This window comes from Xanthomonas bonasiae, from assembly GCF_014836395.1.
Lineage (GTDB): Bacteria > Pseudomonadota > Gammaproteobacteria > Xanthomonadales > Xanthomonadaceae > Xanthomonas_A > Xanthomonas_A bonasiae.
The window spans coordinates 97,811-110,454 of record NZ_JACSQX010000007.1 but is presented as its reverse complement, the minus strand read 5'-3'; the positions used below and the strand labels follow the sequence as shown (position 1 = coordinate 110,454).

Sequence of the window (12,644 nt, the reverse complement as noted above, 5' to 3'; positions counted from 1 at the left end):
ACGTTGACGGTTCGCTGGCCCTGGCGGGCGCAACAAAGCAGCGGAACTATAACGGGCTGCGGCCCGGCGCGCAAATGCGCGCCGGCTGGGTCATTCGGCCAGCAGCGGCTGCAGCTCGGCCTGGTTGTCGAGCCGGGCGGCGAAATGGCCGCCGCGCGCGGTGCCGAACTCGACCGGCAACGGCCAGCGCTTCTGTTCCCCGGCCAGCACGTAGCCGGCCAGGTTGTGGAACAGGGTCAGCTGGCGCCCGTCGGCGCCGACGTGGCTCAGGTCGCTGAGCCGCGCGTGCGCCTTGCCGCGGTTGCGCACCTGCAGTTCGGGGCCGTAGGCGCCGGCCACCAGGCTGGCGCTGAGCGCGGCGGCCGGTGCGGTACCGGGCGGGGACAGGAACACCGGGGTGGAATAGCGCAGCAGCAGGCGCGGATCGGCGGCTGCGTCCGCGTCCGGGCGTTCTTCCAGCACCAGGCGGTAGGCGAGCTCGCCGTCGGTCGCGGCCGGCCCGGTACGCACCACCCGCAGCAGCTGCCGCCCCTGCGCGGGGATGTCGATCAGGCGCGGGCTGACCTGGACGTCGTCGGTCGCCTGCAATTGCTCCATGCCTTCGGCCTGGTGCCAACGGTACAGCTTGGCCTGCGCCTGCCAGGTCCGGTCCTGGGTATTGCTCAACCAGATCTCGGCGGTCTGGGCGCCGGGCGGGATCTGCACGATGGTCGGGCTGATGCGCACGCCGGCGGCCGCGGCCAGGCTCGGCAGCAGCGCCAGCAGCAGGCCGGCGATCCAACCGCGAGAGCGGCCGCTCACTTAGAACGCGACCGTGGCGTAGCGCGAATCCTGGCGCGGCAATCCTTCGGCCAGACTCAGGCTCAGCGCCAGCGCGTTGGGCGCGGCGGTGCCATCGATGTTGACCTGGTAGGGCAGCGGGCGGCTGCAGGCCACCTGCGCGGCGGCCGCGCCCGGCTGGCTGCGGCCGGCGGTGTCGATCTCGCAGCTGCCCATCAGGCGGATGCCGACCCGGAACGCCGTGTTTTCGTTCGCGCCGGGATTCTGCGCCGCCGCGCTCGCGCAGACGGCGCATAGGCCAGCGAGCAGCAGCGATTGCATGAACGGGCTGGCGGTCATGATGGTGGTATTCCCAAGAGGATGCGACAGATAACGGCGTGCCGTGCAGCAACTTTACCGCGTCCGCGCCGGCGTTTACCTCTCAGTAGGTCACAGTCACCTTGACCACGTCGCTGTAGCTGCCCGGGGGCGGGGTCTGTGCGGCCGGCACCTGGCCGTACAGGGTCAGCGATTGGGTGCTGCCGGTCCCGGTGCCGGTCTGGGTATCGCTGTTCAGGGTGCTGCCCCAGCGCTGGCTGCGTGCCGCGTCGCGGTACAGCTCGTAGCGCAGGTACTGGCCTGCGGCATTGCGCATGCGCCGGATGTTGCCGCTGGCGTACTGGCCGTTGTCCAGGCTGACCTGCCAGGCGGTGCGCCGGCGGCAGTTCATGCTCAGCGCGGTGGTGTAGTTCAGTGCGCTGTCGACCAGGCCGGACTGGCTGCCGAAGTCCAGGTCGGCGATGCTGGCGATGGTGCACAGCGTGGCCGCGTTGGCCGAACTCACGAACGGGAACTGCGCCGCGGTGGCGCCGCCGGTGCCGCCGGTGGTGCAGGAGGCGGGCATGCTGGCCGGGGTGCCGATCAGCGGTTCGTCGTAGCGGTATTGCAGATTGGTGAACACCCCGCTGAAGCTGTTCTGGTACAGCCCGGTGGCGATGCCGCTCTGCAGCGGGACGCGTCCATAGATGGTGTAGCTGGCGCTGCCGCTGCCGCCGGTCAGCAGCGACGAATAGGTCAGGTCCACCTGCAGCGGCGTGGAGGCGTTCAGTGCGCTGCCCCAGATCAGGCTGCGGGCGCTGTCGCGGTACAGCTGGAAGCCGAGGCTGTCGCTGAGCGGGTTGAGCATGCGCCGCGCCGCGATGCCCAGGCCGCCGCCTTGCGCGCCCTCGCCGATGTTCAGGCACATGCGCACATAGATCGTGCCCAGGATGCTGAGCGCGCCGGTCTGGCAGGTGACCGTGATCTGCGCGCTGCTGTCGGTCGCCGCGCTGGCCGAGACGTTGCCGAAATCCAGCGCGGTGGTCACCGCCGTGCAGGTGGTGGCGGCGGCGGCCGGCGCGGGCGCCAGCGCCACGGCCAGCGCCAGCAAGGCGCCGCACTGCCATGCGCCGCGGGTCACGGCGCCGGCTCTGCGCTGCAGCGCAGCAGTCCCAGGCGGGCCGGGCGCCGTTGCGGCGTGTGTTCGATCGTGACCCTGCAGCTGCCCGCGGCCATGTCCACCTCCAGTTCGTTGCGGCCGGGCTTCAGCCCTTCCAGGTAGGCCTCGCCGTCGTAGCCGACCACCGCGGCGATGCCCGGGCCGCGCACCCGGCTGCCGACCGGCAGCGGCGCGTCGCGCGCATCGTGCAACTGCACCAGGACGCCGTCGCTGCTGCGGATCGGGAAGTCCACCACCACGCCGGTGCGGTCGCGCGGCACCACGATCTGGTCGACCCGCTCCGGACGCATCTGCGGCGGCAGGCGCATTGGATCGATCGACACCTGGTTGTGCTGCCAGCCCATCAGCGGCGTGATCAGCAGGAAGCCGCGCGCGTCGGTGACCCCGATCGGGCGGTTTTCCAGCAGCACCGGCACGTCGGCGATGCCGCCGGTGGAGACCAGGGCGAAGGCCTGGTCCAGATCGCGGCTGGGGAACCAGCCGCCGCCGATCCAGGCCAGGCCGCCGGAGGCTTCGGCATAGCCGTAGGCCTGGCCGCCGTAGCTGGCCAGGCCCGCGGCATAGCGTGCGGTGTCGCGCCGCCAGGTGGCCTCGGCCAGGCCGCCGGCGCTGTCCTGGCCGCTGCGCGCCTGCAGCCGCCAGCCGCTGCCGCCGTCGGCGGCGGCCGAGCGGCTGAGATCGGCCGCCACGCTCATGCGCTCGCCGACCCGCTGCAGCGCGACGCTGGCCTGGCGCGCGCCGCTGAGCGCGATCGACCAGCCCAGGTACACGCTGCGATCGCTGGCCTGGTCCAGATTCTGGTTGACGCTCAGGTTCAGCGAGGACTGCCACGGCAGCGTGCGGGTCCAGAACAGGCTGGCATAGCGCACGTCGCCGCTGTCCGGGTAGGCCAAGCGCACATAGCTCATCGACACGTTGCCCACCTGATCCCAATTGACGCCGGCCAGCGCGCGTTCGCTGATCCGCGGCGGCGGCGCGCCGTACTGCGAGGCCACGTCGCGATAGCCGCGCTGCGCGCGCTGGGTATCCACCGAGACGTTGAAGCGGCCGTTGTTCCAGCGGTAGCTGAGCGCGTACTGGCGGCCGCTCAGGCCATTGCCCTGGCTGTGCGCCAGCGATGCACCGACCACCCCGGCCCGCGGCAGCAGCCAGATGCCGCCGGCGCCGGCGTTGCGGATGCCGGCACCGGCCTCGGCATGGGCCTCGGCGGTGAAGCCGGCGCTGAGGCCGCGGCGCCAGCTGGCGCTGCCGACCGTGTCGCCGGCATAGGCGAAGGCGTCGCTGCCATAGCCTTCGCGGACCCGGCCCAGCGCCAGCGACCAGTCGTCCAGGCCATCGGCCAGCAGGTCCTGGGTGGCATAGAACGGGAATTCGACCGACCGGCTGCGGCCGTAGGCGTCGGTGATCACCAGCTGCGCGTTGCCGGCGCCGTCCACGCCGGGCGCCGCCGACAGCTGGAACGGTCCGGCCGGCAACTCCGAGCCGTACTGGCGGATGCCGTTGACGTACAGGTCCACGCTCGAGGGTACGGTCACCTCGCCGAGGAATTCCGGCAGCGGGGTGGTCACGCGGTACGGCTGCAGGCCGAAATCGCGGCCCACGCGCACGCCGCCCAGGCGCAGCGTGCGGCTCCAGCTGGTGCTGCTGCTGAGCGTGTCGCCGAGCACCACGCTGGTCATGCGGTCGGGCAGCGACCACTGCCACTGCGTGTCCAGGCGGATCGCCTGGCTGCGCCAGTCGCGCTGCGGCTCGCGGTAGAGGCGGGCGACGAAGGATTGTCGGAACATGGCTTGGCCGAACAGGCCGCCGCCCAGGCCGAAGGCGCGCAATTCGCCGCTGGTGGTGAGGTTGCTGGCGCTGCCCTGGCGGCTGGCGTACACGTCGTAGTCGAGCAGGGCGCCGGGCGAACTGGTCGCCGGCAGCGCCGGGCCGCTGTCCTGCGCGTCGATGCGGGTCAGCGGCACGTCGAGCAGCGCCACCGGCGCATCGATCGCCAGTTGCTGCAGGCCGGCGTCGTAGCGATAGCGCACCCCGTCCAGGTCTTCCAGGGCGATCGCCGCGGTGTCGGTGTCGGCGTCGATGCGCAGGCCCAGCTGACGCAGCGTGGCCGCATCGGCGAGCATGCGCGCGCCGTCGCGCTGGAAGCGGAACAGCCCGGGCTTGCGGGTTTCGTTCAGGGTGACCTCCAGATACAGCGTTTCCCGGTCCGGCGGCGGGCCGCCAGGCTGGGCGGCGGCGAGCTGCGCGGCGCTTGCCCACAGCGCCAGCAGCAGCTCAAGGAGCCTGTGCGTCCAGCGCGAGCGACTGAGCAATGGGCTCACCGTTGATCGTGGCCTTGAACGTGCCGTCGGCACGTACCAGCGCAGGAGGGAGCGGCCAGCGCTTGTGTTGGCCCGGCAGCACGTAGCCGGCCAGGCCGTCGGCGATCGCGGCACGGGTGCCGTCGCTGGCGACGAAATGCAGGTCCACCAGCTGCGCGTGCTGGCTGCCCCGGTTGACGACCTCCAGGGCCGGTGCGGCGGCGTCGCGGATCAGCCGTGCCTGCAGCGCGGGGGCCGCGGCGGCCGCGGGCTTGACGAAGATGGGCACCGAGTAGCGCAGCACGAACTGCAGGCCGGACGCGCTGGCCGTGGCGTCTGCCGACGGCAGTTCGTCGACCAGGACCCGATAGGTCTCCTCGGTGGTCCTGGGCGCATCGTCCAGGCGGATGATGCGCACCAGTTGCCGCGAGTGCGGCGCCAGTTCCAGCATCGGCGGGCTGATCGCGATCCTGTCGCTGGGGTCGAGCAGGTCCTCGCCGTCCTGCTGGCGCCAGCGGAACACCCGCACCTGCGCCTGCAGCGGCGTATCGCCGCTGTTGCTCAGCCACAGGCCCTGCGCCGACTGTTCCGCGGTCAGCTGCACCGAGGTCGGTGCGACCTGCAGGCTGGCGGCATCGGCCGCCAGGATCGCCGCCAGCCACAGCGCGGCGGCGATCGGCAGGCGCAACGAAAGGATTCGGTGCAGGGACATGGAGCGCTCCGGTTACCAGGTGACGGTGGCGGTGACGACGTCGCTGTACGCGCCGGCGGGGTAGTTGGTGCTGGCGACCTGGCCATAGACGACGAGCGGTTGCACCGCGCCATTGCCGGTGCCGGCCTGGGTGTCGCTGCCGATGGTCGAACCCCAGTTCTGGGTACGCGCCGAGTTGCGGTACAGGGCGTACGGCACGCGTGCGGTATTGCCCGCATCGGCGCTGCCCATGGTGCGCGAGGTCACCGTCGCGCCGGAGCCGCTGCCGGCGTTGAGCGCGATGTTGTACGGGGTGCCCGAGGTGCAGCGCACGTTCAACGTGCCGGTGCTGTTGATCGAGGTCTGGGTGGAGTTGACGCTGCCGAAATCGACGTCGGTCGGGGCGGTCTGGATGTCGCAGACGCTGGTGATCTGGATCTTGACGTTGAAGGTGCGCGAGTCGGTCTGGGCGTAAGCCACGCCGGTCCCGGCGGCCAGCAAGGCGGTGATGGCGAGTGCACGGTGGAATGCTTGCATGAGGTGAGGCTCTTCGGAATGACGGAGTCCGTCGGTGCCCGAGCCAATGCAAAGTGTGGGCCAGTGCACATATTTCTGGATGTGCATCTAGTTTTCGGTTTTGATGACAACCCCGATTTCGCGGGTTGAAGTTTGTGAAGACGGTGGGGCGGCAGCCCGGTGCCGAAAAACCGGCAGTACGCACGGGCGCGTTCAGGAAAGCCCCGAATGAGCGATAATGGCGGGTATGACCGTCAATCTGAAAACTCCCCAGGACATCGAGAAGATGCGCATCGCCGGCCGCCTGGCCGCCGAAGTGCTCGACATTATCGGGCCGCATGTGAAGCCCGGTGTCACCACGGCCGAGCTTGACCGCATCTGCCACGACCACATCGTCAACGTGCAGCAGGCGGTGCCGGCCAACGTCGGCTACCGCGGCTACCCGAAGACGGTATGCAGCTCGGTGAACAACGTGATCTGCCACGGCATCCCCAGCGACAGCAAGGTCCTGAAGGACGGCGACATCGTCAATATCGACGTCACCGTGATCAAGGACGGCTGGCATGGCGACACCAGCCGCATGTACTACGTCGGCACTCCGTCGGTGATGGCGCGGCGGCTGGTCGAGGCCACCTACGAGGCGATGTGGCGCGGCATCCGCGCGGTGCGCCCGGGCGCCACGCTCGGCGACGTCGGCCACGCGATCCAGCAGTACGCCGAAGGCGAGCGTTTCAGCGTGGTGCGCGAGTACTGCGGCCACGGCATCGGCAAGGTCTACCACGACGAGCCGCAGGTGCTGCATTACGGCCGCCCCGGCGAAGGCCTGGTGCTGAAGCAGGGCATGACCTTCACCATCGAGCCGATGATCAACGAAGGCGCGCGCCATACCCGCGTGCTGCCGGACGGCTGGACCGTGGTGACCAAGGACCGCAAGCTGTCGGCCCAGTGGGAGCACATGATCGCGGTCACCGAGGACGGCGTGGAAGTGCTGACCCTGTCGCCCGGCGGCCTCGGCGAGCCGTGAGCCTGTTGCCGGCCGGTACCGATGCCGGCATGCCCGACGCGGCCGCCGACGATGCCGAGTGGGCCGCGGCGGCCCGGCAGCTGCTGGTCCAGGCCGACGCGCGGCTGTGCAAGCGCTTCGACCAGGGCGACGACATCGACCGCCTGCTGGCGCTGCGCGCGCGCGCGCTGGACCAACTGATCAAGCATGCCTGGAACCGCTGCCTGCCGCGCGATGCCGGGCTGGCGCTGTACGCGGTCGGCGGCTACGGCCGCGGCGAGCTGTTTCCGCGCTCGGACATCGACCTGCTGGTGTTCGGCGAACCCGAGCGCCAGCGCGCCCACGAGCAGGCGCTGGCGCGGCTGTTCGCGCTGCTCTGGGATGCCGGCGTGCCGGTCAGCCATGCGGTGCGTTCGGCCGCGCAATGCACCACCGCCTGCGCCGACCAGACCGTGCTGACCGCGCTGATCGAGGCGCGCCCGCTGCTCGCCGATGCGGCCGCGCGGGCGGCGCTGGCCGCGGCGATCGCGCCGCAGCAGGTGTGGACGCCGCGCGCGTTCTTCCTGGCCAAGCGCGAGGAACTGCAGACCCGCCACCAGCGTTTCGGCGACACCGCCGACAACCTGGAGCCGGACATCAAGGACGGTCCGGGCGGCCTGCGCGACCTGCACACGCTTGGCTGGATGGCGTTGCGTGCGTTCGGCGTGCGCGACCTGGAGGCGCTGGTCGGACTCGGCCACGTCGGCAGCGACGAAGCCGCGGCGCTGCGCCGCGAGCGCCGCGAGCTGGCGCGCTTGCGCTACGGGCTGCACCTGGTCGCCAACCGCCCGGAGGAGCGCCTGCGCTTCGACTACCAGAAGACTCTGGCGCAGCGGCTGGGCTTCTCCGACGACGCCGAGAGCCTGGGCGTGGAGAAGATGATGCAGCGCTTCTACCGCAGCGCGGCGATCGTGCGCCGGCTCAGCGATCGCCTGCTGCAGCGCTTCGAGGAACAGTTCGACGGCGAGGCGCAGCCGCAGCCGCTGGGCGCCGGCTTCTCGCTGCGCCGCGGCTACCTGGCCGCCGATGCCGAGACCTGGCCGCAGGCCGATCCGGTGCAGGTGTTCGCGCTGTTCGCGATCTGGGCCGCGCATGGCGAGGTGCGCGGCCTGCATTCGCTGACCGCGCGCGCGCTGGCCGAAGCGCTGCCGCAGTTGCCCGCTTACGGCAGCGCCAGCGCGCTGGCGCGCGAGCGGTTCCTGGCGCTGCTGCGCGGTCCGCGCGCGGTGCAGACGCTGACCCGGATGGCGCGGCTGGGCGTGCTCGGGCAATGGATCCCGGCGTTCGCGCAGGTCTCCGGGCGTATGCAGTTCGACCTGTTCCATGTGTACACGGTGGACCAGCACACGCTGATGGTGCTGAAGAACATCGCGGTGTTCGCCAGCGCCCGCGCCGACGACCGTTTCTCGATCGCGCACGAGGTGTGGCCGCGGCTGCGCAAGCCGGAGCTGCTGCTGCTGGCCGGGCTGTTCCACGACATCGCCAAGGGCCGCGGCGGCGACCATTCCGAACTCGGCGCGGTGGATGCGCGCGCGTTCTGCGCCGGCCACGGACTCAGTGCGGCCGATACCGACCTGGTGGTGTGGCTGGTCGAGCAGCACCTGCGCATGTCGGTGACCGCGCAGAAGCAGGACATCTCCGATGCGGACGTGATCCACCGCTTCGCCACCCTGGTCGGCGACCGCGAGCGCCTGGACTATCTGTACCTGCTGACCTGCGCCGACATCGCCGGCACCAGCCCCAAGCTGTGGAACGCGTGGAAGGACCGGCTGCTGGCCGACCTGTACTTCGCCGCGCGGCGCGCGCTGCGCGATGGTCTGGAGCATCCGCGCCCGTTCGCCGAGCGGGTGCAGGAGGCGCGCGAGGCGACCCGCGCGCTGATGCACATCCAGGGTCACGACGACGCGGTCATCGACCGCCAGTTCGCCGGCATGCCGGACGAGAGCTTCCTGCGCTTCCGCCCCGAACAGCTGGCCTGGCAGGCGAGCTCGCTGATGGAAGTGGAACTGGGCGGCACCCTGGTCAAGGTGCGCCCGGTCACCCCGGACGACGACGCGCTGGAAGTGTTCGTCTATTCGCCCGACCGCGACGGCCTGTTCGCCGCGATCGTGATGACCCTGGACCGGCTCGGCTACGGCATCCACCGCGCGCGCGTGCTCGACGCGCCGCACGAGGCGATCTTCGATACCTTCGAGGTGATGCCGGCCGATGCCTTCGCCAGCGGCGACACCGCGCAGCTGGAAGCGGCGCTGCGCGAGGCGCTGTCCGGCGACCTGACCCGGCTGCGCCCGGCGCGGCGCGTGGTGCCGCGCCAGCTGCGGCATTTCCGCTTCGCCCCGCGCATCGAATTCCGCGAGAGCGTGGACGGCCGCCGCACCCGCCTGAGCCTGGTCGCGCCGGACCGGCCCGGGCTGCTGTCGAACGTGGCGCAGGTGCTGCGCCGCCAGCAGCTGCGCGTGCACGACGCGCGCATCGCCACCTTCGGCGAGCGCGCCGAGGACGTGTTCCAGATCACCGACGAGCACAACCTGCCGTTGCCCGATTCCTCCCGCCAGGCGCTGCACGCCGCACTGCAGGCCTGTCTGGACCCCGATACCCCGCCTGGAGAATCCCGCTAATGGCCACCAAGAAGCCTGCCGCCGCCAACAAGCCTGCTGCCAAGACCGCCGCCGCCAGCAAGACCGCCGCGAAGAAGGCCGCGGCCAGGAAGCCCGCCCCCCCCGGCGCCGCCGCCAAGCCGGTGGCCGCGCCGAAATCGCCGGCCAAGCCGGTGCGTTCCAAGCCGGCTGCCGGCCCCAGCGCCGACGAACTGAAGTTCACCATCGACAGCGCCTTCGAGCGCCGTGCCGCCCTGACCCTGGACGAGATCGAAGGCTCGACCCGGCCGGTGGTCAACCGCGTCATCGATGGCCTGGAAAGCGGCGAGTTCCGCGTCGCCGAGCCCGACGGGCACGGCGGCTGGAAGGTCAACGAGTGGCTGAAGAAGGCGGTGCTGCTGTATTTCCGGGTCAACGAGATGGCCGTGGTCGAGGCGCAGCCGGCGCCGTTCTGGGACAAGGTCGAGTCGCGCTTCGCCGGTTACCACGAGGCCGAGTTCCGCAAGGCCGGCGTGCGCGTGGTACCGGGCGCGATCGCGCGCCGCGGCAGCTACTTCGGCAAGGACGTGGTGCTGATGCCGAGCTTCACCAACATCGGCGCGCACGTGGGCGAGGGCACCATGGTCGATACCTGGGCCACGGTGGGGTCGTGCGCGCAGATCGGCAAGCACTGCCACCTGTCCGGCGGCGCCGGCATCGGCGGCGTGCTCGAGCCGCTGCAGGCCAGCCCGACCATCATCGAGGACCACTGCTTCATCGGCGCGCGTTCGGAAGTGGTGGAAGGCGTGGTGGTCGGCCACCACAGCGTGATCGGCATGGGCGTGTTCATCGGCCAGAGCACGCGCATCTACAACCGCGCCACCGGCGAGGTCTCCTACGGCTACGTGCCGCCGTACAGCGTGGTGGTGTCCGGCCAGCTGCCGTCCAAGGACGGCTCGCACTCGCTGTACTGCGCGGTGATCGTCAAGCAGGTCGATGCCAAGACCCGCAGCAAGACCAGCGTCAACGACCTGCTGCGCGGCCTGGCCGATTGAGCACGCAACCGGGCGCGCGCCCACGGCATCCTCTCCCGGGCCGCGTGGGGCGGGGCATCCCGGCGTTCTGGCTGGGCTGGGTCGTGCTCTACACGGTCGGCGTGCTGACCCGCGACCCTACGGTTCCGACCGGCGGGCCGTGGCATTGGATCGTGCCGGCGCTGGTGGTGGCGATGGCCCTGCGTTGGCTGCGGCAACCGGCGCGCTGGGCGCAGGTCTACGACGCCGGCGATGCCTTGCTGGTCGAGCGCCAGGGGCAGCGGCAGCGCATCGACCTGCGCGAGCTGCGCGCGGTCGAGCCGGCCTGGCTGATTCCGCCGGTGCGCCTGGCGCTGCGGGTGCAGGCCGCGGATGCACCGGTGATCTTCTTGCCTGCCCGCGGGCAGTCGCCCGAACTGCTTGCCGCAGGCCTGATGGCGCGCGCCGATGCGCGCCGCGCAACCACAGGAACTCCATGACATGACCACGCTGTACGGACTGAAGAACTGCGATACCTGCAAGAAGGCGACCAAGTGGCTGGACCGCTTCGGCGTGGCCTATGCGTTCGTCGATTACCGCGAACACAAGCCGAGCCCGGAGACCCTGGTCGAGTGGGCCGGCAAGGCCGGCGGCTTCGATGCGCTGATCAACAAATCCTCGACCACCTGGCGGCAGCTGCCGGACAACAAGAAAACGCCGGGGTCCGACGCCGAATGGAAACTGCTGCTGCGCGAATACCCGCAGCTGATCCGGCGGCCGCTGGTGGTCACCGACGACGGCCAGCTCAGCCAGGGATTCTCGGACAACGGCTTCAAGCAGCGCTTCGGCGTGGGCTGAGCGTCGGTCGCGCGCAGTTGCGCTCCCTGTAGGAGCGGCTTCCGCCGCGACCGTGACGTCAGAACCCCATCGGACCTGGATCGTTCGCAATGGATGGCGTGCGTGACACTCTTGCATCTTGTCGCGGCTGAAGCCGCTCCTACAGTGATTCCCCGCCATGACCGACGTCGTTGACCTCACCTGCGACCTGATCGCCCGCCCGTCGGTCACGCCCGACGACGCCGGCTGCCAGGACCTGATCGCGCAGCGGCTGGCGCGTGCCGGCTTCGCCATCGAACGGCTGCGTTTCGGCCAGGTCGACAACCTGTGGGCCACGCACGGCAGCGGCGCGCCGGTGCTGGCGCTGCTCGGCCATACCGACGTGGTGCCGCCGGGGCCGCGCGAGGCCTGGGCCAGCGATCCGTTCGTGCCGCAGATCCGCGACGGTGTGCTGTACGGACGCGGCGCCGCCGACATGAAGAGCGGGGTGGCCGCGTTCGTGGTCGCCGCCGAACGGTTCGCCGCCGCGCATCCGCAGCATCCCGGCACACTGGCATTGCTGCTGACCTCCGACGAGGAAGGCGACGCGCTGGATGGCGTGCGCAAGGTCGCCGAGACCTTCCGCGCGCGCGGCGAGCGCATCGACTGGTGCATCACCGGCGAACCGTCCTCCACCGAACGGCTCGGCGACCTGCTGCGCGTCGGCCGCCGCGGCAGCCTGTCCGCCACGCTTGCGGTGCAGGGCGTGCAGGGCCATGTGGCCTATCCGCACAAGGCGCGCAATCCGATTCACCTGGCCGCACCGGCGCTGGCCGAGCTGGTCGCGCGGCATTGGGACGACGGCTACGAAAGCTTCCCGCCGACCAGCCTGCAGATCTCCAACGTGCATGCCGGCACCGGCGCCAACAACGTGATCCCCGGCGACCTGCAGGTGGCCTTCAACCTGCGCTACAACCCGCACTGGGACGCGCCGCGGCTGGAAGCGGAGATCGCCGCGCTGCTCGACCGCCACGGCCTGGACTACACGCTGCGCTGGCACCGCAGCGGCGAGCCGTTCTACACCCCGGAAGGGCGCCTGCGCAGCGTCGCGCGCGAAGTGCTGGGCGACTTCGCCGGCGCGGCGCCAGAGGAGAGTACCGGCGGCGGCACCTCCGATGCGCGCTTCATCGCGCCGCTGGGCGCGCAATGCATCGAGGTCGGTCCGGTCAACGCCAGCATCCACCAGGTGGACGAGCATGTGCGCGTCGCCGACCTGGAGGCGCTGCCGGCGCTGTACCTGCGCCTGATCGAACGGTTGCTGTCGTAACAGTTGCGCCGTTGCGCTAGCCGGGTTACGTTCGCCGCATGACCTCGCTGTCCGCCCTCCGCCCGATCCACGCCAACGGCCGCAATAATGCGCTGGCGAATAATCG

12 protein-coding genes are annotated in these 12,644 nt (G+C 70.8%); 6 read left to right on the top strand and 6 right to left on the bottom strand.

Annotation, left to right across the window (positions count from 1 at the left end):
• Positions 1–90 precede the first annotated feature (90 nt).
• The 6 genes from H9658_RS12715 to H9658_RS12690 form a co-directional block, all read right to left on the bottom strand.
• Positions 91–801, bottom strand: a complete 711-nt coding sequence (locus tag H9658_RS12715) for a fimbrial biogenesis chaperone (RefSeq protein ID WP_191825608.1) — start codon at positions 799–801, stop codon at positions 91–93.
• Positions 802–1,119: a hypothetical protein gene (locus H9658_RS12710; protein ID WP_185822788.1), complete on the bottom strand. Its 318-nt coding sequence runs from the start codon at positions 1,117–1,119 to the stop codon at positions 802–804.
• Positions 1,120–1,201: 82 nt separating this feature from the next.
• Positions 1,202–2,218, bottom strand: a complete 1,017-nt coding sequence (locus H9658_RS12705) for a Csu type fimbrial protein (protein ID WP_191825607.1) — start codon at positions 2,216–2,218, stop codon at positions 1,202–1,204.
• Entirely contained in the window at positions 2,215–4,578 is a 2,364-nt protein-coding gene (locus H9658_RS12700; RefSeq protein WP_191825606.1) for a fimbria/pilus outer membrane usher protein, read from the bottom strand. Before H9658_RS12700 ends, H9658_RS12705 begins: the two co-directional genes overlap by 4 nt.
• On the bottom strand, positions 4,532–5,269 hold the full coding sequence (locus H9658_RS12695) for a fimbrial biogenesis chaperone (RefSeq protein WP_191825605.1): 738 nt from the start codon (positions 5,267–5,269) through the stop codon (positions 4,532–4,534). The genes H9658_RS12700 and H9658_RS12695 overlap by 47 nt, the downstream gene beginning before the upstream one ends.
• Positions 5,270–5,281: 12 nt before the next feature.
• Positions 5,282–5,785 carry a Csu type fimbrial protein gene (locus H9658_RS12690; RefSeq protein ID WP_191825604.1) on the bottom strand — a complete coding sequence of 168 codons (504 nt, stop codon included), beginning with the start codon at positions 5,783–5,785 and terminating at the stop codon, positions 5,282–5,284.
• Between the two features lie 226 nt (positions 5,786–6,011).
• Here H9658_RS12690 and map point away from each other — a divergent pair, with 226 nt between their 5' ends.
• The 6 genes from map (at position 6,012) to dapE (ending at position 12,538) form a co-directional block, all read left to right on the top strand.
• A complete protein-coding gene (gene map / locus H9658_RS12685; protein WP_225209945.1) occupies positions 6,012–6,788 on the top strand; it encodes a type I methionyl aminopeptidase in 777 nt (258 codons plus the stop codon).
• A gap of 29 nt (positions 6,789–6,817) precedes the next feature.
• The gene (locus tag H9658_RS12680) at positions 6,818–9,424 is read left to right on the top strand and encodes a [protein-PII] uridylyltransferase (RefSeq protein WP_191825762.1); all 2,607 of its coding nucleotides are present in this window, start codon (positions 6,818–6,820) and stop codon (positions 9,422–9,424) included.
• Positions 9,424–10,437: a 2,3,4,5-tetrahydropyridine-2,6-dicarboxylate N-succinyltransferase gene (dapD, locus tag H9658_RS12675; RefSeq protein WP_191825603.1), complete on the top strand. Its 1,014-nt coding sequence runs from the start codon at positions 9,424–9,426 to the stop codon at positions 10,435–10,437. Before H9658_RS12680 ends, dapD begins: the two co-directional genes overlap by 1 nt.
• A gap of 44 nt (positions 10,438–10,481) precedes the next feature.
• The gene (locus tag H9658_RS12670; protein ID WP_318241341.1) at positions 10,482–10,895 is read left to right on the top strand and encodes a hypothetical protein; all 414 of its coding nucleotides are present in this window, start codon (positions 10,482–10,484) and stop codon (positions 10,893–10,895) included.
• 1 nt (position 10,896) lies between these two features.
• On the top strand, positions 10,897–11,253 hold the full coding sequence (locus H9658_RS12665) for an arsenate reductase (RefSeq protein WP_179565853.1): 357 nt from the start codon (positions 10,897–10,899) through the stop codon (positions 11,251–11,253).
• 157 nt (positions 11,254–11,410) lie between these two features.
• Complete coding sequence (dapE, locus tag H9658_RS12660; protein ID WP_191825602.1) at positions 11,411–12,538, top strand: succinyl-diaminopimelate desuccinylase; 1,128 nt, start codon at positions 11,411–11,413, stop codon at positions 12,536–12,538.
• Positions 12,539–12,644: the final 106 nt, after the last annotated feature.

Bases quoted from the DNA above. Each gene is read 5' to 3' on its own strand.
- H9658_RS12710 (WP_185822788.1), bottom strand. From the start codon at position 1,119: ATGACCGCCAGCCCGTTCATGCAATCGCTGCTGCTCGCTGGCCTATGC.
- H9658_RS12695 (WP_191825605.1), bottom strand. From the start codon at position 5,269: ATGTCCCTGCACCGAATCCTTTCGTTGCGCCTGCCGATCGCCGCCGCG.
- H9658_RS12690 (WP_191825604.1), bottom strand. From the start codon at position 5,785: ATGCAAGCATTCCACCGTGCACTCGCCATCACCGCCTTGCTGGCCGCC.
- map (WP_225209945.1), top strand. From the start codon at position 6,012: ATGACCGTCAATCTGAAAACTCCCCAGGACATCGAGAAGATGCGCATC.
- H9658_RS12680 (WP_191825762.1), top strand. From the start codon at position 6,818: ATGCCCGACGCGGCCGCCGACGATGCCGAGTGGGCCGCGGCGGCCCGG.
- dapD (WP_191825603.1), top strand. From the start codon at position 9,424: ATGGCCACCAAGAAGCCTGCCGCCGCCAACAAGCCTGCTGCCAAGACC.
- H9658_RS12665 (WP_179565853.1), top strand. From the start codon at position 10,897: ATGACCACGCTGTACGGACTGAAGAACTGCGATACCTGCAAGAAGGCG.
- dapE (WP_191825602.1), top strand. From the start codon at position 11,411: ATGACCGACGTCGTTGACCTCACCTGCGACCTGATCGCCCGCCCGTCG.